Source organism: Pyramidobacter sp. YE332 (assembly GCF_033060595.1).
Lineage (GTDB): Bacteria > Synergistota > Synergistia > Synergistales > Dethiosulfovibrionaceae > Pyramidobacter.
Genome location: NZ_CP133038.1, coordinates 2,541,349 through 2,563,800 on the forward strand (window position 1 = coordinate 2,541,349; position 22,452 = coordinate 2,563,800).

Consider the following 22,452-nt stretch of genomic DNA (forward strand, 5'->3'; position numbering starts at 1 on the left):
GGTGACTTTATCACTGAACAACGACAGTTTTTAGAGATCTTATTGAATTTTATCATGCTAAATAATATAATAAATATATTTTTGCATAAAAATACAGTATCAAATTATGCAGGCGCACAATTCTAAAAATAAAGCCCCCTGAAGGAGCGTCCTTTCAAAACGCGTTCCTTCAGGGAGCTTTTACGATTCTCCGCCGGCGTCGTTTTTCGCGTACAGAAAAAACAGCGCCAGACGGAACGGCGTTGAGCCGTATCGGTTCAGGGGGAGAAGTTCCATGATCCGCTTGTGGCGGTAAAGCAGGGTGTTGCGATGGATGTGCAGCCGTTGAGCGGCTTTTTCGGAGGAACCGTCGCAGGCGAACCAGACGCGAAGGGTCTGCGCGAGACTGGAATGCTTTTTCACGTCTTCGTCGAGGAGGGGACGCAGACAGCGCGAGGCGGCCTCCTGAAGCTCGGCCGGCGGCCGGTTCTTTTTGAGGAGATCCAGAAGTTCCAGCTCCGAGTAGACGAAGACGCCTTCGTCGAAGCCGAGCTGTGCGCCGAGCTGCAGGGCCGCTCTCGCTTCCGCGAAGCTCTGGACGATATTTTTCAGCGGCGCGGGGCCGGAGATGCCCAGGCTTTGGCGTTCCATCTGCTGCGGCAGGCAGCATTTCAGAAATTCGACGAAGTGATCCGCCCGCTCGCCGGGCAGCTGAGCGACGAGCATGCGCAGGGAGCTGTTGGCGCTGTACTGGAAAGCGCGCGGCGGCGGCAGGGAAGGCCGCTGCGGCGGCAGATTCTCCCATTGCAGGCTCCATACGCTCCGGGAGCTTTCCCAGCCCTGCCGTTTCAGCGACTCGAGCAGGCCGACGGGATCCTGCTCCAGCTGAAAAAGGCTGAGAGGCTCGCCGGCGTCGTCGCGACAGCTCCGTTCAGTACGGAATATCTCGCGCATGACCGTGCGCGAGACAACGGCATAAGCCAGTCCTTTGGGCAGGATGACCAGGGGAAAGTCCAGCTCGTCGGCGAGGCTGAACGCCTGCGGCGGGATCGCGCTGATGAAACGTCCCAGCTTGACGCCCAGCCCGGCGGCTCTGCCTGCGCTCAAGACGCGGATGATGCGGCAGATCTGCTCGGGATTGTTGCGGAAGGCGTAACCGGTCGTGAAGGAGAACGTGTCGGGGCGGCACCAGCCGGAAGGGTCGGGGATCTCGATGAAATCGATGAAGCGGACGCGGTTTCCCGTCCCTTTTTTGCCCGCAGCGATTTCATGGCCGGCGAAAACGGGCAGCTCGAGCATGTCGGCAACGGTAAACATGACGGCCATCCTAGACCGGAAGTTCTCTGCGGCGGCTTCGGTACCAGCAGCCGCGGTGCTCCGCGCCGGTCGGGCCGCAAGCGGTGTCAAGACAGCTTTTCAGCGACTTTGCGTCGCCCGCGCTTTTTTGAAAAACCGTGCCGGACAACGCCAGAATTTCGTTGAAGAACGCCTCGCCCTGAGGGCGTTCGTCAAAGCTCGCCAGCAGCGTGCAGCCGCCTTCCGCGCCCTGGATGCCGCCCCGCGCGACAATCTGCACTTCCGCGGCGCCGAGGATCTTGCAGGCTTCCGCTTCGTTGATTACGCGGCCGGGGATGGGAATCAGACCTGCCGCCATGCCCATGGACAGATCGGGGGCGAGACGCGACGCGGCGGCCACGGCGTCGTCCAGCGAACAGGGCGCGTATTTTTCGAGTCCGGCCGCAACGATCATCTCCACGCCTTCGGCGGGAAGGCTCGTAAAAAAGTGCAGCGCTCCGCCGAAAGGGCTTCCGGCCAGCATCGCCGCGCGTCCGTGACGATCCACGAGGTTGGCGCCGATCACGCAGGCGTCGCCCGGCGAAAATCTCAATTTTCCGGAGGACCAAAGCTCGGCGTCCAGCGGCGCAGGAACGCCCCGATGCAGCAGAAGGCTGTGAGGGGCCGCGCAGTTTCCGGCGCAGGAACCGGCGCCGCGGCGGTCGATGCGCCCGCAGATCTTCAGCGGAACGCCGCAGACCGCTTCGGAAATCAGCGAAACGGTCGTGCCGCCCTTAAGGAGCAGCCGCCCCTCCGCCAGCGCCCTCCGAACGGCGGGCAGCGTCGATATCGCTTTGGCGATCAAACGCTTGCCCGCTTCGACAGTCAATGAAATCTGCACTTTCACGTGATCCCCTCCGTTCTCGAAAACTGGATTTTTTCCTGAAAACGAGCGACGGTCAGTCCGAATCACACCAGCCGCCGTCTCAAGCGCCCCTTTTCGACCGTTCCGCCGGAGGAAGATGCGCTTTCCCACGCGGGGCCGGTAGCTGTCGCCGCCGCTCAGCTCGACGGCGTTGGGACCCGCGGCGACCATCCCCAGTCCATGCCCCTTTGAGAGCTGCGCCATTCTGTGTGGCATTTTTCATTATATATTGTTCTTTCACTGTTTAAAATGGCCCAATCGCAAAATCTACAAGACTCAGGCTTATGGTCACAGGAAGAACGGTTGATAAAAGACAGAGCTTTAAATTGCCCTTTGACAAAGGAATCCAAGTCTGGTATATTACGTGTCGCGTTCGTGGATGGGGTTGTAGCTCAGTCGGTTAGAGCGTCGGCCTGTCACGCCGAAGGTCGAGAGTTCGAGTCTCTTCAGCCCCGCCATTTTCCACGCGGAAGTAGCTCAGGGGTAGAGCACAACCTTGCCAAGGTTGGGGTCGCGGGTTCAAATCCCGTCTTCCGCTCCATTAAGAATGAAAGCCCTGCCGTCTGCACGGCGGGGCTTTTTCGTATTTTTCGTCGGGAGCGGCCGTTTGTTCCGTAAGGAAACTATACGTCTCGCCGGACTTTCCGACGCTGGGAATTCTCTTTTAAGGTTTTATCAGGTATGATAAGCGAGATCGCGGCAAAATAAACATCATGATAAGGAGCGGATCGATCCATGCTTGAAAACATCGCAGCGCGTCTGCGCGTCACCCCCGAAGCGCTGAAAGAGGAACTGCGGACTTTTTTCGTCACCACTGTCGGCACCCTGCTCTACTGCGTCGGCACCGTTTTCTTCATCAAACCGGCAATGCTACCCAACACGGGCGTCATGGGCGTTTGCCTGTTCCTCAACTACCTCAGTGACATTCCGCTGGGGCTCAGCAACGCCGTGTTCAACTTCGCGCTTTTCCTTTTCGCTTACAAGATGCTCCCCAAGCGCTTCTTCTACTGGACGCTCTACTCTACCGTCCTGATGTCGCTGGGCATGGAATTTTTTGCGCGTTTCCCCGCGCCGGTCATCGCCGACCGTATGCTACTGGTCGTCGTCGCGGCCGTGCTGCACGGCATCGCGCTGGCGACGGTGTTTTCAGGCGGCGGCTCCACCGGCGGCATCGACATCGTGTGCGTCGCGGTACGGCGCAAAACGGGCGTGGAGCTAGGCAACATTTCGATGCTGCTGAACTTCGCCGTGATCCTGCTGTTCTTCTGGGTCGTCTCGGTCGAGAACGTCGTCTACGGACTGCTGCTGTCCTACATCACGTCGCTGGTCATGAACGGCGACCTGCGGGCCTTTTCCTCGCGCAAGGAAGCCATGATCATCACCAGCGAAGCGGAACTGGTGCGCAACTACATCGTCTACACGCTGCACCGCGGCGTGACGATCTTCGATGCCCGCGGCGGCTTCAACGCCGCCCCCCGTCACGTGCTGATCACCCTGCTCGCCCCGCGCCAAGAGATCCTGCTGAAGCTGTTCCTCAAAGAACACGACCCCAACGCCTTCCTGCGCCTTTCCGTCGCCTCGGAAGTGCTGGGCAAGGGATTCCAGAAGTGGGAAGAATAACTGAGCCAAATAGCATGTGTCATAAAACTGATGAATGCTTTATGTCGTCCGATAAAAAGAGTTATTCGAGGTCTCCTTGAATAATATTTTGTTAATCAACGATGCTTCCGCTACATATATTTTTCAGGACGATAACCTAGGTCATAACTGTACACGTCAATCCGACGGTTCGCGAGACGGCTGTTTGTCGGATGGAAATATTTGCGCCTACTGTCACACAGATCAACGTCAGCGTAGATAACTCCTTCTTTCATGAGCCCGGGCCCCGCAATTGGATTTCCCCATGGTCCGACAATAATACTCTGTCCGGGGAATTTCATCTTTCCTGTTTGTCCCACGCGGTTCGTGCCAGCAACAATGATGTGGTTGGAGAGAGCATTCGCCATGCACAGTACAGGAGCCATTGTCCAATAAGGATCCGGTAAAGCGCGTGTTTCCTTGACGTCACTCCAGTTGGATGGGACACAGACAATGTCTGCGCCCTGCAATGCAAGTATGCGAAACGTCTCTGGGTAATATGCATCAAGACAAATAATTACACCAATGCGACCTATACGCGTATGAAACACTGGCAGACCGAGATTTCCCGGTTCAACCCAATAGACTTCATCTTCGCAGGGATGAAGCTTGCGATATTTGCCTACAAAACCGTCAGGTCCCACTAATATTGCAGTATTAAAGAGATCGTTTTCTTCCTTCTCCACCAATGAGGCGACAATATAAATGCCATGTTTACGAGCTATATTCTCCAGCATCCGAGAGCTTCTTCCATTCGGCACCGCTTCCGCAAGCGCAAACACGTCGGAACGCCTGTCAAACACGCAACCGGTATTATACATTTCAGGCAGAACAAGCAGATTGGCCCCATTTTGACAGGCTTGCTCGATCATTCGCTGGGCGGTATCAAGATTCTGTCCCATATTTCCCTGTACAACATCCATCTGTACACAAGCTATTCTTGCTGGCGACTGACCGTTCATAATTATCATCCCCCCGCTCTTATTTTTCTTCCAGATAAGCGGGATTCTTCTTGTCCAATTTACTGAAAACAATCATCGCCACGCCAGAAGCAAGGCAACCCCAGATCACATAAGGAATGACCGACTTAAAGTGCATAGAATAGGCACAGACTCCAACACCAAGGATCATGCCGGCGATGAGCCCATTCTTTGTGATAATTCCCTTACGGCGTAGCATATAGCCGAGGAAGATCGGGCAAACAAGCCCGGCAGCCGAATACGAATAGGTCAACACGAGGAGGTTGAGTACCTGGGGAAAATACATAGCAATCAAAGCCGCTGCCGCCAGCACGATCACAGAGAGAACGCGGTTTATCTGTACAGCGGATTTCTCCGAGACTCGAGGATTCAGCACACGGTAAATATCACGATTCAAATTAACAACTACCGATTGGATACCAGAACTGATTGTGGAAAGAATCGTGCATACAACCAATCCAGAAAAGACCGCAACCGCCCATAGAGGTAATTCGTTCATCAACCATCCCGTTGCCATTTCCCGTTCAAGTCCAGGGTTCATGGAACGAACACTCAGTCCAACGACAATAGCCCAAACATAGGCTAACAGTGCACAGAAAGCAGAAATAGCTAGACTTTTAATAACCTTGTTCGTTTCTTTACAAGCAAGGATACGCTGATAATACATCTGATTTGTCAGTCCACCAGGAGTGAGTGAAAAAATCCATAAAATACTCGTAGATAAACCGACACTGAATAATGAGCTCGGGAACTGTACAATATCCTGAGGAACTGTCCTCATCACATGTGACATGCCGCCAGCCATTCTCGCTGTTGCAATTGCTATCGTTGTACCGATGATAAACATCAGACAACCAAAGACAAAATCCGTCCATGCTACTGTTTTAAGTCCGCTAGGCAATACAAAAAATACACACAGGACAGCCATAGCGCAAATCAAGATATTTAAGGGGATACCTGTAATTGTCGTATATAATTTTGCAAATGCTGTTAAATTTGAACAGCACCAGCCAAATGGAACAACGATAGTCATCAAGCCAGCCAGAATCCTCACAGTTTTGCTAGGACCTGAATAGTGCAGTAAAATTTCAGGAACAGTCGCAAACTTATGTTCGCGCAACCATTTAGCGACGAACATAAGAATAACAAAAGACAACTGGCACAGAATGCCGTAAAGCATCACTGAATATCCGTTACTGAATCCATTGCCAACTTGTCCGACTAGAATTCCACCTCCCATTGCTGTAGCAAATTGTGTACCTACAACGACATACAGAGGAAGCTCGCGGCCGCCGACTTCCCAATCATCTACACTAACACTCTTTTTTCTGCCTTTCTTGTCATCAGCATGCTCAATCCATAGGTTAATAGAAGCGTAGCAAGAATCGCAAAAACAATAACCACAGATTTCATATTAACGCCTCCTAAATTATATTATGAACATCCGGTCATGCCAAAGCAGCTGTTCTAGCCCCTAAAATAATAAAGACTATATATTTTTAGTGGCACTTGACCTTCTGATACAGTTTTTTGAAAGCCGGATTTTTGCTGTAGCCCGTCCACAAAAGCCACCTTTTCAGATCTGCTTCTACCTCGTTGGTGTCTTCGATTTTTAGAAGCCGTCGAAGCGTTTCTTTCATACGGTATGCGCGACAGAGATGGCTGCTATTCTCAGCAATTGTGGCGATCCAGATCTGCTGCTTTTCCAGCTGATGTTCTGGTGCCTTGTCAAGAGTGTAGGCTACATTTTCGATTTTCTCCGCCCGTCCTCTTGTCGCCGCAACAAGCCAAGCTTTCGTATCGCCATTCGTCAGGCATTCCTTATCTCTGGGATGAGTCTGTGCAGCCAACAGAGTCTCGGCGTAAGCTGCGCTTCATGTCTCGTGCTTAACCTAATCCAGGGTGCCCATGGCTCATTTGACGGTGTGGAAAGGATCGATGCCGAGATTCATAAAGTGGTTAACACGTCTAGAACGCTCCGGTTCAATGACAAGGGAGGATATCTCCGTGCTGGCCATAATAGGGGCATGTACGATGGAGAAAGGTCAGTTATTCTCATACCAGTAATCAGAGCGAGCATGGATTCTAATACTGATTCTTAATAGAATAGTTTAACGACAGTCCTGAAGCACTCCAAGGGAGTCCAGTCGCTCGGGCCTGTCTCGCCGGCTGCGCAGTCCGTGCAATTCGCTTTGTGGATCTCCCTCGGAGCGCTATTGCTATTCAGCGTTTCAATTAAGAAATAGTTATTAACACCAATTCAGATCAACGGCTGCCAGTCTCAAAATAATGAATGATTTGTTCCCTCTCCATACTGTCAAGGCTAAGATTCTTTAAACAGCGACCGCTCGCTCGGAAATCTCGTTTATAGATTGCGCTTGTCAGCTGGATAACAGCGTCGATATTGGGCGTGGCAACGCCCGCTTTACGCCCCAGCTCGGAGATTGGCACAAGGCTCATTGGTACATCCTCAGTAATATAACGGGCATCAATTGTCTTTGGTGCCTTGATTGTGCTGTAGGCGGCATTATTCTGAATCAAATGATACAAATCCTCTCCATGAGTATCATACGATTCAACCAGCCATTCTTCTGCACTGAGGACGCTCACACCATAAGCAGCGGCAACGGCCATACGTTCATTGTCAATCTCTTTGACAAGAACAGTCACGGAAGGGGAAATCCCATCAAGGTAATAACGAAAACCACCAGTTTCACTCTCAACCCTACCGATATTCAGCAACAGCGGCGTTGGATGGAAAAGCGCACCAATGTTAGAAAGACTTGTCTCCAGACAGTTCTTCGCTGCCACGAACTGTGGATAAAAAGGCCTGAGCATTGCCAATACCTGTTCCGTACGGTTTGCCGGAAGAGCTCCCAGAAGGATCTTTTTCTTTATACCGCTGATTTCCACAGACGAGGGCCCCGTCTTACGACAGGCATAGATCAGTGTCTGTGCCTCCGCAATGGTAACGTCAGCCTTGCAGCCCCGGCTACGGATTACATTGAGAAAATCCAAAGCTCCGCCAGTACGTCCAGGATTCAAGACAACAGTCTGTCCCTCTTCCAACGCATTGAAACAAGCTTCTGCAATCAACCGATGAGTAAAAGAAGGTGTGACAACCATGATCAAATGAATATCCTGAATGGCAAGAGGAATATCAGTCGTCACTAAATTCAACTGACAGTGCGATGTTCGCCCGTTCACGGTTAGATTAACGCCATTTGCTTGTTGAATGCCGGCAATGTACTGTGGAAAAGGGTCACATAGATTTACTTTTACGCCTTGGCTGGAAAGGTATGCGGCGATTGCCGTTCCGCCATTCCCTGCACCAATAACTGCAACACTCGCTTCCATAAAAAAGCTTCCTCTCGCATAAAATAGACTTATCGCTGTTGTTTCTGAATGGCCCTATTCCAGAAGAACAAACGCATCACAACGATCAGGGCAATTGAAGCCGTACAGAGAGTCAACCCTGTCGCCAACGCGCCAAAGTTTTTGATAAAGTACGGATACATTGTCGTCACTAGCCCACCGCCGATAAAAGGGCTCATGAGAGGACACCCAAGAGCATAAATGGTTCCAGCATCCGTCTCCATCTTAGGATCGGACGTACGAAGCAGCATATAGCCAACGGCAGCTACTCCAGTAAATGCACCGAACCGAATGATGCCCTGCTCAAACCAACAATGGGAAAAAACGCGCGGGCTCAGCCAGAACAGCCAGAAATACATGAAGACTGTAATAATGACAGTAGCAATCAGCAGCGGCATCCAATATTCGACCACAACTGGAATCTTGATAGAAGCCATCGCTGCGACGATCAGAATTTCAAGGGCCATGCCTTGGATACGCTGAAAAGTGGCACGATCAAAAAGATCGTGGAGTGACGTATGCTGAATGACAATGTTGATCAACCACCCGCCAATCATGGCAAAAGGGAAAAGCGGCAATCCCTTGTACTTGAATATGGCGCCAAAACTCCACACGATCAGGCGCCCAACAATAACAGCGATACCAATAACGCCTAAATGAAGGGCAAAAGGTTCAACAACATCTTGACTGACCGTCATCTTGGCACTTGCCTCGCGATTACCTTCAGGATAGATCTCCCGCGAGTCTCCGCCGCTTGTTGCCCCAGTCAGAACTTTTGTGTATCTCTTACGAACTCCATAGTTGATAGCCCCCATACCGCCGAAAATACCGATAAGAAGGCCGATCGTAGCTACGGTAGGTGCCAAGGATGCACCATCAATCCAGTTAAGCAACTTAGGATCTTCGAAAAGCGAGGCCATGCCACCCGCCGTTCCATGTCCGCCAGCAAAGCCGATCTCAAACAGGGAGCCAAACAGCGGGTTAACACCAAAAAACGGAGTAAACAAAACGACACACAACAGTGCGGTGACGCCCACCTGCATAAAACTATTCGACCATAGCCAAAGAAGCCCCGTGACGCTGTCATGCAGCGCATATTCTCCCGTCTTCTCTTTTTTCACTCCCAGCAACATACAAGAGAATACAATCGTGATCATTGAGCTTGGTAAAGCACCAATAGATGTCATCATTGCAGCAGGGATAATTTTTAGCGCGTAGGGGCCTAAAGCCAAACCAATAACTCCAGCCAGTAGCGAAGCAGGAATAAAGGCTTTGCGTAAAAAATGTACTTTGAGTCGGATAAGACTGGCAACGACAAGTAACAGACCAACAATACTGATATATAGGAGCAGATTATTAATAGTGCCGCTCGTAATTTTTTCCAAAGGGAACATGTTTTGAGCTCCTTTCCTGAAATACGGCAAAAAATACAATTTTTATGTCACTTTGCACCTATAAAAACCAATATCATCGTATATTTACTTACAAAACGCTCCTAAATAAAAGGCCGCTTAGAGAGAGAACAGAACTATTTCTATGCAAAACCTCATTCTTTCACTTGCAGCGGCCTCATTCTTTTAATATCCTGAGCGATATTAAAGGACCTATTTTATTTGCAAGGGGAAATTGACAAGCAGCCTACACCCAATAAGGAACCTTGGTTCCTATGCCTTTTTCCACTGCTTTATGGTAGGCACGGGAAACTACTGCAATATCTTCAACCCCCATACCGACGGCGTTAAAGTAGATTGTTTCTTCGTCATTCTCACGCCCTTTCTTTTTACCGTTGATGATCTCACCAAGCTCAGCCGTGATCTGTTCATCCTTAAACAGACCATCTCGCCACATCAGCGCTACAGTGCTAATCATACGATGTTTGATAGTTTCCCACGTATCAACGAAAACCTTGTCGGCCAGCCTGACGCAGTCATATGTGTATTCATAATCAGCATTATTGATCATGAGAGCGCCTTTTTTAATCCATTCCGCCTGCACAACGGGCTCTGTCGCAATAGTTACGGTGCTGATAATATCGCTCTTCCTGCAGGCACCGGAAGCGTCTTGAACTGCCGTAACTTTAAGACCGGGATACTTTGCGGTCATTTCCGCGGCGTAGCTTTCGGCACGTTCAAATACAATGTCAGTAATATAAACTTCCTTGATGGACGGACGAACGACCATAGCGGCTTCGAGCTGCGTACGCGACTGTGCTCCCGCACCGAATATCGTCATTGTTTGTGCGTTTTGCACCGCGAGGTACTTCATCGCCAATCCGGCAACGGCGCCAGTACGCTTGGCGCTGACCGTAGTCGCGTCAGAAATACATACCGGCACTTTCGATATTGGATCATTCAGAATCACGGTTACGGTTGCACGTGGCAGTCCTTGTTTGTAGTTGTTGGGATTGCTGCCAATCCATTTAATGCCAGACATGTTGTATTCGCCACCGACAAAACCTGGCATGGCATTGATGCGCCCGTAAATGTTTTCTTCTTCGATGGTTTTTCCCCAATGAAGAACGATTTTACCGGCATTGATCGCTTCTCCCTTGTCAAGCATCGAGAGAACTCGTTCGATATCGTGAATAACATCCGGCATAGAATTGCCCGCGAGAGAATTGACCTCCTTATTGTTCAAAAATAGAATTTCAAGATGCGAAGTACTCATTGCGTCGCGCTCCTTTTGGAATAAAATTTGCCGAACTGTCCCTGCAGCATCGTACGATGTAATTCAATATTAGCATAAAAATTTTTTCTTGCAACAAAAAATAAAATTATTTTGTATACATAGACAAAGATTTTTCGACTGAATGGAAAAAACTTTGTTGAAAACCTTGAGATCTTCATCTTCTGAGATATTCATGATGTGATTCAAGCGGAAATTTGTTATGATGGACATAAATCGAGGTGGGGCTGTAATGCAAAATTTCTTGGAAAAAATTCAAAAGAGACAATCTGCTTTTTCTCCCGCAGTGAGAAAAGTTGCAACCTACATCATGGAGCATTACAGTGACATTCCTTTTTGTACGATTACTGATGTAGCGACAGCTGCCGGCGTAAGCGTGACATCGGTGATAAAGTTTTGCACTGAAATGCAGTATTCCGCATTTTCGGAGTTCAAACAGGCAATGCGGGATCATATTCAGCAAACTTTGATTAGTCACTACAATATCAACGACGATAATTTCACCGAGGCACACCAACAGAGCGTTTTGGATGAAGTAACAAGACTAGATATCGAGAATATTCACAGGACAATGAATAACCCGATTAATCAAGAAAATATAAAGAAATTTTTTCACCTAGCTGAAAAAGCTCATATTATCTATACGATGGGATTCCGAACCTCGGCAATCTTTGCAACCTACACAAGTTTATTGTTGCGTATGCAAGGACTTACGGTTTTTCCGATTACGCCCGGAATTGGCGATTATATCGACAAAATGCTTACGGTTCATTCTGACGATTTAGTTATGGCCTTTTCATTCAATCGTTATTCAAAAGACGTGGTCAAGATGCTCAAAACGCTGCATGACAGAAAAATTCCTATCGTTTTAGTGACGGATGACAAGCTTTCACCGTCATATGTTTATGCAGATTTAGTTTTTACATGTTCGACACGGACACAGAATTACGTAGCGTCCTATGTAGGCTGCATGTCGCTCCTCAATTCAATTTTTGCTTATGGTATTTCACATTACAAAAGCTACGTGAAATCTTTAAGTCAACTTGAACAGTTTTATTCTGACTACGAAACTTTTTACGAGCCGTAAGCCCGAGAATTCGATATAAACGTCAAGACACATTGAATGGAATCTGAACGTTATAAAGAAGAAAAATCTCCCGTCAAAAGGAAACTCCAACACACGCACATTCTCTGGGGAGTCGCTGATTTAATCAGCGACTCCTTAATTCATAATGATTAATCCATCCAGCGCATCATATGCTTCCATAGTGATAGCTCTTTAAGATGATTGAAAATTAACAAAGCCCGGGTTGGATCGTGGCGAACTAAATGTTCGACATGATCCAACATGGGCTTTGTCGTATCTCGTATCGATAAAAGCTTTTATTCGATCGCGGTGACGGCGTAGTCCTGATCCTCGACGGCTTTTTTCCAACTTTTAGAAGGCAAATAGTCAAACCAAGCGCAACGAGGCAGAGTAGAAAACTTCGTAAGGAGATTTCCAGTGAAGACATTTACGAGGTCGAGAGTTCAAGCGTCTGACATACATCTGGATAACTTCATTAGGTATATCCGTGACATCCTTCTTCTTTGGAAAACATTCCCGTAACAATCCGTTGGTGTTTTCGTTCGTACCCCGCTGCCATGGCTGGTGTGGTTTCGGATAATAGAGTTTCGTTCCGCCCAGACCGGCGCCAATCTGTTCGAAATTGTAGAACTCGCAGCCACGATCCGGAGTGACGCTTTCATGGGGCAGATCTTTCAGCATATCGATGACGGTCCTGGCGACGCTCTTGAGGTACGTACAGACAAAAGCGCCGCTGGAGATGCAGCGGTAAATCGTCGCATAGCTGATGGAGATAGAGTTTTTTCTCTTCTTTCAAGCGTGTAGCGATCTGTTCGGGAGACCACTGCCTGAAGTCCCGACTTTTACAAGGGAAACGAAGACAACCCCATGCAGCATCAAGAGTGAGCGCGTTTTTTTCAACCGCAAATTTTACGGATAGTTCCTCCTGTCGCTTCCCGCACAGCAAGAGGCCATCTCAAAAGCCAATTAAGGCGGCCCTTTGCTTTTCTGTGATGAAATTTATCCAGTGTTGAAGCACTGCATGTAAGCGGAACGAAATGGTATCCTTCGTCTTTAAAGACAGTTCTGCAGTTTGGAGACAGTCTCTTTATTCTGCGCCCCTGCCGGTCAAGAAGAATTTCAGAGCCGCCCATGCAGCTTCAGCGAGCTTTCAACTTCATCTTGCCGCCATTGTTGTTTTGTTGAAGGAGTACAAATCACATTGTTTTTTAAACAAGGCCCAGTATTATTGAGACAATTTTTGTTACCCCATCTCTTCCATGCGCTTATACCATACGTCCTTCAGCTGACGCGCAGTCTTCGTCGAGGCAAGTCCGCCAACCAGAGTGCCCCGAAGCTCGCGAGGCAGAAGCTGCTGTGTGTTGATCAGGGCATCCACGACTTCGTCCGGTGGAATGACACTCCTGATGCCAGCAAGTGCCATATCGGCTGCAACGTAGGCATTCCCAACGCCAATCGCGTTGCGCTTGATACAGGGAATTTCGACAGGTCCTGCCACGGGGTCACAGATAAGCCCCAGGATGTTCTTGAGGGCAAGCGCCATTGCCTCACAACACTGCAAAGGGGTTCCTCCGGCAAGTTGGACAAGGCCTGCCGCAGCCATCGCGCTGGCGACGCCGATTTCAGACTGACAACCGCCAAGAGCGCCCGATACCGGCGCGCGCTTGGCGATGAGCACGCCCGTCATGGCCGCGACGAGCAGGGCGTCAATGATTTGGTCCTCGCTGGAGTGGAGCTGCTCGGCAGAGGTCAGGAGGCAGCCGGGAATGACGCCGCACGAACCCGCCGTTGGCGAAGCGCAGACACAGCACATGCTGCCGTTGGCCTCCATGACGCCGATCGCGCGCGCGACAGCCGTGCCGACGATGGGGCCTGAGAGATTTTTGCCTTCGTTCACAAGCTTCATGAGCTTCGCACCGTCGTCGCCGGGCATGAAGCCGGCCACAAGGTTGTTTTTGCCAAGGCCGGCGACGACGGACGCCTTCATGGTTTTCCATGCCTCGAGCGTCTTTTTGCGGATCCACTCGCGCGTGACGCCGCTGCGCTGCGCTTCAAATTCCTCGGCCACCGCGGGGATCGAGGAAGCCTTTGCGCGGGCAAGAAGCTCATCGAAGCTATTCACGATCGGTTCAGCGTTGACAAGCTTGAAGTTCCACAGGCCAGCCAGAGGATAGACCTTTGAAGCAAGGAGCTTCAGCTTCGCCATGGCGTCCTCGCTCAGGGACTTGTCCGAGATCGCCGTGTGGAAATAGACGCCGTCCTTCACGGTCGACACGCAGGACTGGAAGGTTGCGCCGACTGCGGCAGAGAGCTCGGCAGCGGTGTAGGCTTTGGAGGTGGAGAACAAAACGCCGTCCTCGCTGCCATGGAGTTCGACAGGAAAACCGTCGACCTCGCTCATCTGGATTTCGCCGCCGCCGATCGTCAGGCCGACAATCCGATAACGCTCCCCGTTCCGGGTCAGTTCTGTGTCGACAGTTGCCGGGCTGTGGCTTGTGTCGTCTGGGTAACGATGGACGACGACAGGGATCCCTTGCGCCTTGGCTGTCTGGAGCGCCGTTTTGATTCCCGGAGAATCCTCAAGCTGGCCCAGCAGGCCCGCAACAACGCCGGAGTCACTGGCGTGGCCCTTGTACGTCATCGAGAGCGCGCCGTAGAAGTAAAGGTCGATCGTGTCCGGTGCGCCGCCAATCAATTGGCGGCACATGCGCCCGATACGCACCATGCCTGCCGTATGCGAGCTGGATGGCCCCGTCATGATCGGGCCGATGGAGTCAAAAAGGCTCGGAAGACGGTCGGTATTGCCGCCGCTGTTCGTGCACATACCACACTGGGTACAGATGCTCATATGTATTCCTCCATATTTTGTAATAAACCACGCGGGGCGGTCGTATGTTGAAAACGTTTTCTGTTTCACGCTGAATTTCGATCGTAAATTTCAATCGCCTGGCTCCGCTACATCGTCGCGAGCTTTTTGTACCACCAGTCTTTGAGCTCGTGAGCTTTTTTCGTCGCGCACAGCCCGCCGCTCATCATGCCGCGAAGCTCACGGGGCAGATACTGTTGTGTGTTGATCAGGGCGTCAAGGACCTCGTCAGGCGGGATGATGCTCTCAATGCCGGCAAGGGCCATGTCGGCCGCGGCGAACGCATTCGCGACGCCGATAGCGTTGCGCTTGATGCACGGCACTTCGACAGGACCGGCGACCGGATCGCACACGAGCCCAAGGACATTTTTCAGCGCGAGAGCATACGCCTCCTGGACCTGCTTTGCCGATCCGCCGGCCAGCTGAACCAGTGCGGCTGCTGCCATAGCGGACGAAACGCCGATCTCGGACTGGCACCCGCCAAGGGCACCGGAAACGGGAGCGCGTTTTGCGATAAGGACGCCGGTCATTGCGCCGGCCAGGAGAGCGTCGATAATCTGGTCGTCGCTCGAACCAAGCTTTTCTGCCGCGGTCATCAAGCAGCCAGGCATGATGCCGCAGGAGCCTGCCGTCGGACAGGCGACGACCTGACGCATGGAACCGTTACTCTCCATGACAGCAAGCGCACGTGCGATTGCTGTACCCACGACGGGGCCGGAAAGATTCTGATGCACGTCAACGAGATTCTTGAGCCTCGCGCCGTCGTCGCCAGGAGTCAGGCCGCCCAGCAGACGGTTATGACCAGCGAGGCCGTTCTCGACTGCCACCTTCATGGCATTCCAGGCGGTCAGCGTCTTTTTGCGCACCCACTCGCGGCTCACGCCGCTCCGGCGCTCTTCATACGCCTCCGCGGCAGAGGGGGCTGACGTCTTCTCAGCAAGGGCGAGCCAGCTGGCGAAGGTGTCGAACAGAGGAACCGGGTCTTTCAGTTTAAAATCCCACAGGTTGCGCAGAGGGTAAACGCGGATCGACGCGCCGCGAAGGGCGTTTATCTGCGGCTCTGTCAGGGCCGTCTCGGTCAGAACGGTGTGGAATGCTTTACCGTCGTACTCCGTGGCCGTCACGGACTGGACGGAACGGCCGAGGAACGCTTCGACTTCGCTTTGGCTGAAACGGCGGTCCGCAAGGAACAGCGCGCCGTCTTCAAAACCATGGAGCAGGACGGGCCAGCCGTCCACCTCCTGCATCTCGATCTCGCCGCCGCCTATGGACACGCCGGAGATGCGGTAATGGACGCCGTTCCGCACAAGCGCCATGTCGACGGTCATCGAGTTGCGCGTCGATTCGGGGTCGGCATGATCGTGAACCGGAATGCCGCGTTCGGCGGCAATCCTGAGCATCTTCCCAATCAGGCCGGAGTCTTCGAGCTCACCGAGCAGACCAGCAACAACCGCGCCGTCGCTCGCATGGCCTTTGTACGTTGTCGAGAGCGCGCCGTAGAAATACAGATCGATCGCGTCCGGATTGCCTCCGATCAGCAATCGTCCCATACGCCCGATACGCAGGACGCCCGCTGTGGCGGAGCTGGACGAACCGGTCATGACAGGTCCAATGGAATCGAAGAGGCTTGGCAGTCGGTCTGCACCGCCGCGATCACTGTTGATGCACGCGCCGCAAGTGCTGCAATCAGGCATGGATATTCCTCCAAAATGACTTAAACGAAGTGAAAAGCATAACATAAATTTATCTAATAATATATATAAAACAGCGCTGAAAAAGGGCTGCGGCACGAAATATCGCGCGACAGCCCCAGATCATCGCAAGCCTGGCACCCTGCAGACGACCTTCCAGAGTTCAAATCAACTGCGATTCGCGTTGGAAACCTCGGGGTGAAGCTCCGGAAGAGTAGTGCGCTGCGTTGTTATACGAACTCGTACTCTCCGCCAACGCCCTTTTCCTTGGCACGCTCAAGCACGATGCCGCCGACAGCAACGTCCATCGAACCGGTGCCGATCGGCAGGCAGAGAATGCGCTCATGGCTCTCTTCGACCGGGACGACACTCTTCTTGTTGGCGACGACTTCACCGATCGTAGCATACACGTCGCTCTCCTTGAGCTCGCCCTTCTCATAAAGGCCGCTCAGAGCACCGCGGTGCATGCACTGTTCGATGTGGTCGACAATGATTTTGTCGGCGTTCTTGATAAACTTGTCCTCGCACTCCTGGTAGGAGCCCATCGGGAACAGGATCTGGCCGGGCTTGATCCACTCGTCCTTGACGTACTTGTCCTTGGACTGGGTGACGCAGACAATGATGTCTGCATCTTTGCAGACCTCTTCCGGCGTCTTCGCGATGACGATGTTGCCGTCCTTCACAAGGTGCGCGCAGTCGGCCTTATACTTCTCAGACGCAGCGGGGAACACGTCGTACACGACGACCTTGTTCAGCGTAAAGCGCTCGGCGAACGCCATGGTCTGGGTGTGCCCCTGCATGCCGGCGCCGTAAAGCCCCAGCGTAATATTGCGCTTCTTCGTGAGATAGCACGAAGCGACGGCAGACTGGGCGCCGGTGCGCAAGTTCGTGATGTGAGCGCTGTCCATGACGCCGATAAACTGGAGCGTCGGAGCGTCGACCAGCATAAGCAGGGCAGAGACATAGGGCAGGTCCATGAGCGGACGCATGCCGAGGTTGCCGCCAGCCCACTTCAGGCCCGCAATGTCCTCGAAGCCGATGAACGCGGGCATGGCGTTCATGAAGCCCTTGTACGGCGGGTATTCGGCAGTTTCGCCAAGGTCAAGGTTCACCTTGGCGGGGTTAATAACGGTACCTTCGCCCATGCCGTGGTATGTCTTCTCGACGACGTCCACGACGTCTTTCATCGTGATGAGGCTCTTGATCATATCCTGGCTCAGCAGACGGGTTTTCATGTGAAACGTTCCTCCTTATGGGGAAACCTGCGCGACAGCAGGTTCTAAAGGCTTTTGGCAGGGGCCGAAGCGCCACGCTGATCACGGCGGTTGGACAAGAATCCGGCAGCGGCCCGGGAAATCACTCTTTTCAGTCCAGCGGTTTTACACGAACTGGAAGCTGCCACCGATACCCTTCGCGATGGCGCGCTGGTAGATGACGCCGCCGACAGCTACATCCTGAGCGCCGGTGCCAATCGGGATACAAATCGTGCGCTCAGCAGGGCGGTCTTCGACGTATGCGAGTTTCTTTTTGCCAGCAACAAGTTCGCCGATCGTACAGTAGATGTCCTTCTCGGAAAACTTGCCCTCGGACACCACGTGTTTCAAGGCACCGCGGTGTAGGCACTGGCCGATGTGGTCAACGACGATCTTGTCAGCGTTGAGAATGAACTCGTCCGTACACTCCTGCCAGCTGCCCATCGGGAAGAAGACTTGCTTCGGCCTAATCCAACTGTCTTCGACGATCGGTTTCTGGGCCTGGGTGACAGCGACAATAGCATCACAGTCTTCGACCACGTCACGCGGAACAGAGCAGATCTCAATGTTGCCATTCTTCACGTACTGAGCAACATCTTTCTTGAACTTCTCGGCAGCCGGTGTGTAAACATCATACACCTTGATCTTGTTGAGCGTAAAGATTTCAGCAAATGCCATAACCTGCGTACGAGCCTGCATTCCAGCGCCGTACAGACCGAACGTGATGTTCCGCTTCTTCGTGAGGTACTTCATTGCAACGGCAGATTGAGCGCCAGTACGGTAATTCGTAATCATCGCGCTATCCATGACGGACTTGAACTGGAGCGTCACGGGGTCAACGAGGAACATCATCGAAGAAATGTAGGGCAGTCCGAGGGCTTTTCGTTTACCGAGCGCGCCGCCAGCCCACTTGATGCCGGCAACGTTCTCCCAGCCGATGTAGGCCGGCATGGCGTTCATGTAGCCCGCATAGGGCGGGTATGGGCTGGTCTCGCCAAGGTCAAGGTTGACCTTGGTCGGGTTGATGACGTTTCCTTCGCCCATGCCGCGGAAGTTCTTTTCCACGATTTCGACAACATCTTTCATTGTAATCAAGCTCATGGCTTCCTTCTGGCTCAGCAACAACGTTTTCATGCACAGATTCCTCCTTGCGGAAAAGTAAGACCGTCAAACTGAAAACCATATAGACGCAAAATAGAGTAAAACGTTTGAACGTTACGGCAACGCAACGGGACCGCAGGCCTAGCACAACGCCCAGCCAGCGGAAAGACTTTAGACGCAACGCATCTACGACGGCTTGGCTGAGTCAATCTTGTTGCGCTCGTAGAGCAGGCGACACATCGTCTGATCGGCACCCGCTGTGCCTTCCTTGGCCATGCGCCCCACAAGGTGGACAGTCTCATCCGCTGTGTTGCAGACAAAACCATCGCCGCCCTTGACAAAGTGACCGTTCATCGCCATGTAGGAGCTCTCAATCGCGACGCCGGAGGACATGGACAACTTCAGCGCACAACCATGCTTCGCACCGTCACACAAAATGCCAAACACAGAACCTACGACGTTACGTATCGCGCCATCAACTTCTTTCGTGCCACCGCCTAGCAACATCACCATGCCGCCTGCGATACCGACACTCGACGCCAGCGCGCACGCGCAGAACATTGAGAGACGACCAATCAGACTCTTCATCTGTACACAGAGCAGGAAACTCGCTGCAAGAGCGCGCATGATCTCTTCTTCCGATTTGCCAAGACTCTCCCCCATGGAAATTAACGGCATAGAACATGTGATACCGACATTACCACTCGTTGCGCAACTCATCGTCGGATATTCAAGTCCCTGCATGCGAGCATCAGAAGCCGCCGCCGCATAGCTCTTAGCTTTCGTAATTGGGGAAGGCCACGGGATCTCGAGAATTCCGTTGCCGAAATTTTCGCCAACACCCGGCTTATACCCCTGCTCGGCGATAATCTTGTTCATTCCGATGGCCTCGCGGCAGATGCTGATTTCCTCAATCGGGACCTGTTTCGCGAAGTCAATGATCTCGCTGATTTTATAGTCAAGGATCGTGTCATGCGAACGGTCAACAACAGAATCAAAGTTCTTCTCGTACTGTCCTTCAATGAGCTTGCCGTTCAATTCGCGGAAAATGATATTCGTGTGCGTTTTGCCGACAAGCACGTGTCCTTCGCCCTTGTCTGTCGCAACCCATGCTTCAATATAGAGGCCAACGCTGTCAAAATCCCACTGAATCTTGACGTCAACGTTCGGCAGGAAGGCCTTGGCTTTTGCTGCATCGGACGGCGTCACATCCTTGAGTACTTCAAGCCCCGCCGATGAAACGCCGGCGATAGCGCCCAACGATGCGGCGATCTCAATACCACGCATGTCAATACCTGGGATACCGACGGCAACGTTCTTGATGTACGAGTCTTTGTCCATAACAATGCGAACCTTTTTCGGTTCGCCGCCTACAGTATCCTTTGCGGCAGCCGCAGCAAACGCAACAGCTACAGGTCCCGTACAGCCAAGGGCCGGTCTGACTTCCTTGTTGAGAATGGTAAGTAGAATACTTTGACGATTTACCATCGACAAAAATCCCTTTCCTATAAAATGTACAAAATTATTCAATTTGTGCTGCCACTGACACATGAAAGCTTAGGGAATATGTTCCCAGCCTTTTTGTTAGTTTGATATTAGCTCGATATTATTCTGCACAGTGATTAATAATATATTTCACAACGTTTCGATGCCTTGCGTGAGTTTTTGATGTGTGCTACGATTATAATCTACTTACAGAACGAAACAGTGCAAAAAGAGAATAATCAATAACACATTTTAAATGCAAATCTGATGGAGCGTGTTTTTATGATTCGACCGCTGGAGAAAGGTACCTATTACACTGAAATTATTGCCCAGCTGAAAAAAGAGATTGCAAACGGCACGTGGAAACTTGGCGAACGCTTGCCTGGAGAGCTCGCCCTCGCGAAGCAGTTCAATGTGAGCCGCAGTAGCATCCGCGAGGCACTTAAAGCTCTGGCTTACGCTGGCATCGTCGAATCAAAACCCGGGCGAGGCACATTTCTACTCCACGTACTCGATGCTCCTGAAGCGGACGACTTCGACGACAGTGCTTACGCGAAGCTCATTGAAGTCCGCAAGCTTATTGAGGGACAGGCCGCGTACTGGTGCGTACAGCGCGCCACGCCACAACAGATTCAGAAACTTGAAGCTATCCTCCGCGAAGGAGAGGAGGACGGGGACGCCGCACTTAACGTGGCACATATGAAGTTCCACGCCGCGATTGCCAGGCTAGCCGACAATCCGTACCTGACGCGCATGATCGACTCACTGAACGGTGAAATCAAGCGCCAGAAAGAGGTGAATTTCAAGATGTTGCCACGAGAAGACCGCAAGGAGCACTGGAAAGTTCTTGAGGCGATCAAGTCCGGCGATCCATCTCTGGCCCGCCGCGTCATGGTGAAGCACGTCGAGGTCTTCTGGAAAAAGGGGTACAAGCACGCTCCTGCGACAGAAGAGACACAAGAACAATAAACGCACTAATCAACACGTTGTTTTCTAAGAGCGCGCCCTCAATTTGAGAGCGCGCTTATTCTTATGAATCTCGATTTCATCAACAATTCAATTCAGATAAAAAGATGTTAGTCAACGATCGTTGCAAGGATTTCTTCATAGCCCTTCTTGCCACAGATTTGCTCAAGGACCGGAAATGTCGCCTTGCGTCCGACCTCGGAAAAGTGCTCAAGCTGTTCGGGCGTCGGACGGTAAACCTTAATGCCTTTTTCTTCAAGCTTCTTGAGATAGCTTTCAGTCTCAGGCGGGGCAACGGCCCAACGCTCAGCTTCGAAGTCCGCAGCAGCCTTGTCAAGAGTGGCACGATCAGCATCGGACAGTCCGTCGTACAGCTCCTTGTTAATGATGAGCGGCCAACACTCAAAGTGCGTGTTGATGGGAATCTCAGCCTTCATTATGTCCTTGAAGTTCACGTAGTGGTTTTCAGCACCGGCACCGAAGATGCCCTCAACCATGCCAGTCTGAGCCGCAGTAAAGAACTCGGAGAATGGAAGTGGCGTGGCCTGAAAACCAAAGGCGTCAGCAAGCGCTTCCCACTGCTTCGTGCTCGGCACACGAACCTTCAGGTTCTTCTTCTCGGTATCAAGCGGATTGGCGACATCTTTGGTCAGAGCGATACCGCCAAAGTAAATCGGCCAATAGGCAAGGACCTTAACATTCTGTTTCTCGAGAATCTCTTCGCAGAAAGCTGTGAACTTTGCTCCCTTGCTGTAGTTCTTCTTCGCTGTCTCCCAGTCCTTGACAAGGTAAGGTTGAATGAAGGCGGACAGACGTTTGTCGACCTGCCAGCTCATGGAACCACACTGCATCTCGACCGAGCCGAGAGAGACAAGCTCCTGCACTGTCGTGTAGTCGCCGAGAACGCTGTTCGGATAAATCTGGATATCAATGCGGCCGTCGGTGCCCTTCTTCACGTCGTCAACGAACTTATGAACCGCGATATCAATCGCTGAACCTTCGGGACGAATCGTGGCAAGCTTCCACGGCGCGGCAACTGCGGCTGTACCCATGTAGAAAACAGCGAAAGCAGCAAACAGAACGTTCAACTTTTTCATGTAAAACCCTCCTCAACAAAAATAGAATATGTGCGTTACGCACGGTACA

Annotated in this window: 18 protein-coding genes and 2 tRNA genes; 5 read left to right on the forward strand and 15 right to left on the reverse strand. The window is 51.8% G+C overall.

Annotation, left to right across the window (positions count from 1 at the left end):
• Positions 1-180: 180 nt before the first annotated feature.
• On the reverse strand, positions 181-1,305 hold the full coding sequence (locus RAH42_RS11950) for a PucR family transcriptional regulator (RefSeq protein WP_078014975.1): 1,125 nt from the start codon (positions 1,303-1,305) through the stop codon (positions 181-183).
• 1 nt (position 1,306) lies between these two features.
• Positions 1,307-2,161, reverse strand: coding sequence for a hypothetical protein (locus tag RAH42_RS11955; RefSeq protein WP_078014974.1), 855 nt, complete (start codon positions 2,159-2,161; stop codon positions 1,307-1,309).
• 399 nt (positions 2,162-2,560) lie between these two features.
• On the opposite strand from RAH42_RS11955, the gene RAH42_RS11960 reads away from it, so the two are divergent.
• From RAH42_RS11960 to RAH42_RS11970, 3 genes are all read left to right on the forward strand, one after another.
• Positions 2,561-2,637: transfer RNA gene (locus tag RAH42_RS11960), tRNA-Asp, on the forward strand.
• An 8-nt stretch (positions 2,638-2,645) separates the two neighbouring features.
• A tRNA-Gly gene (locus RAH42_RS11965) sits at positions 2,646-2,720 on the forward strand.
• Positions 2,721-2,914: 194 nt separating this feature from the next.
• A complete protein-coding gene (locus RAH42_RS11970; protein WP_009165143.1) occupies positions 2,915-3,799 on the forward strand; it encodes a YitT family protein in 885 nt (294 codons plus the stop codon).
• A gap of 110 nt (positions 3,800-3,909) precedes the next feature.
• Here RAH42_RS11970 and RAH42_RS11975 read toward each other — a convergent pair whose 3' ends face one another.
• The 6 genes from RAH42_RS11975 to RAH42_RS12000 form a co-directional block, all read right to left on the reverse strand.
• A complete protein-coding gene (locus RAH42_RS11975; protein ID WP_317539601.1) occupies positions 3,910-4,779 on the reverse strand; it encodes a nitrilase-related carbon-nitrogen hydrolase in 870 nt (289 codons plus the stop codon).
• A gap of 19 nt (positions 4,780-4,798) precedes the next feature.
• Positions 4,799-6,154: a sodium:solute symporter family protein gene (locus tag RAH42_RS11980; RefSeq protein WP_256385741.1), complete on the reverse strand. Its 1,356-nt coding sequence runs from the start codon at positions 6,152-6,154 to the stop codon at positions 4,799-4,801.
• Positions 6,155-6,296: 142 nt separating this feature from the next.
• Positions 6,297-6,647 carry a transposase gene (locus RAH42_RS11985; protein ID WP_198004578.1) on the reverse strand — a complete coding sequence of 117 codons (351 nt, stop codon included), beginning with the start codon at positions 6,645-6,647 and terminating at the stop codon, positions 6,297-6,299.
• 415 nt (positions 6,648-7,062) lie between these two features.
• The gene (locus RAH42_RS11990) at positions 7,063-8,154 is read right to left on the reverse strand and encodes an NAD/NADP-dependent octopine/nopaline dehydrogenase family protein (RefSeq protein WP_078014970.1); all 1,092 of its coding nucleotides are present in this window, start codon (positions 8,152-8,154) and stop codon (positions 7,063-7,065) included.
• 29 nt (positions 8,155-8,183) lie between these two features.
• Positions 8,184-9,566, reverse strand: coding sequence for a hypothetical protein (locus RAH42_RS11995; protein ID WP_317539602.1), 1,383 nt, complete (start codon positions 9,564-9,566; stop codon positions 8,184-8,186).
• 244 nt (positions 9,567-9,810) lie between these two features.
• Positions 9,811-10,839, reverse strand: a complete 1,029-nt coding sequence (locus tag RAH42_RS12000; RefSeq protein ID WP_317539603.1) for an ornithine cyclodeaminase family protein — start codon at positions 10,837-10,839, stop codon at positions 9,811-9,813.
• 220 nt (positions 10,840-11,059) lie between these two features.
• Between RAH42_RS12000 and RAH42_RS12005 the strand changes: the two genes are divergently transcribed.
• Positions 11,060-11,944, forward strand: a complete 885-nt coding sequence (locus RAH42_RS12005; RefSeq protein ID WP_078014968.1) for a MurR/RpiR family transcriptional regulator — start codon at positions 11,060-11,062, stop codon at positions 11,942-11,944.
• A 366-nt stretch (positions 11,945-12,310) separates the two neighbouring features.
• Here the strand turns inward: RAH42_RS12005 and RAH42_RS12010 are convergent, their stop codons facing one another.
• The 6 genes from RAH42_RS12010 to RAH42_RS12035 form a co-directional block, all read right to left on the reverse strand.
• Positions 12,311-12,718 carry an IS30 family transposase gene (locus tag RAH42_RS12010; protein WP_317540264.1) on the reverse strand — a complete coding sequence of 136 codons (408 nt, stop codon included), beginning with the start codon at positions 12,716-12,718 and terminating at the stop codon, positions 12,311-12,313.
• A gap of 469 nt (positions 12,719-13,187) precedes the next feature.
• On the reverse strand, positions 13,188-14,792 hold the full coding sequence (sdaAA, locus tag RAH42_RS12015; protein ID WP_078014967.1) for an L-serine ammonia-lyase, iron-sulfur-dependent, subunit alpha: 1,605 nt from the start codon (positions 14,790-14,792) through the stop codon (positions 13,188-13,190).
• Positions 14,793-14,899: 107 nt separating this feature from the next.
• Positions 14,900-16,504 (reverse strand): L-serine ammonia-lyase, iron-sulfur-dependent, subunit alpha, encoded by a 1,605-nt coding sequence (gene sdaAA / locus RAH42_RS12020; RefSeq protein ID WP_317539604.1) that lies wholly within the window; start codon positions 16,502-16,504, stop codon positions 14,900-14,902.
• A gap of 227 nt (positions 16,505-16,731) precedes the next feature.
• Complete coding sequence (locus RAH42_RS12025) at positions 16,732-17,736, reverse strand: ornithine cyclodeaminase family protein (RefSeq protein WP_078014965.1); 1,005 nt, start codon at positions 17,734-17,736, stop codon at positions 16,732-16,734.
• Positions 17,737-17,880: 144 nt separating this feature from the next.
• A complete protein-coding gene (locus RAH42_RS12030) occupies positions 17,881-18,888 on the reverse strand; it encodes an ornithine cyclodeaminase family protein (protein WP_009165129.1) in 1,008 nt (335 codons plus the stop codon).
• A gap of 153 nt (positions 18,889-19,041) precedes the next feature.
• The gene (locus RAH42_RS12035; protein ID WP_078014964.1) at positions 19,042-20,406 is read right to left on the reverse strand and encodes an L-serine ammonia-lyase, iron-sulfur-dependent, subunit alpha; all 1,365 of its coding nucleotides are present in this window, start codon (positions 20,404-20,406) and stop codon (positions 19,042-19,044) included.
• A 216-nt stretch (positions 20,407-20,622) separates the two neighbouring features.
• Here RAH42_RS12035 and RAH42_RS12040 point away from each other — a divergent pair, with 216 nt between their 5' ends.
• A complete protein-coding gene (locus tag RAH42_RS12040; RefSeq protein WP_158606221.1) occupies positions 20,623-21,309 on the forward strand; it encodes a FadR/GntR family transcriptional regulator in 687 nt (228 codons plus the stop codon).
• Positions 21,310-21,416: 107 nt separating this feature from the next.
• Here the strand turns inward: RAH42_RS12040 and dctP are convergent, their stop codons facing one another.
• A complete protein-coding gene (gene dctP, locus RAH42_RS12045; RefSeq protein WP_078014962.1) occupies positions 21,417-22,403 on the reverse strand; it encodes a TRAP transporter substrate-binding protein DctP in 987 nt (328 codons plus the stop codon).
• Positions 22,404-22,452: the final 49 nt, after the last annotated feature.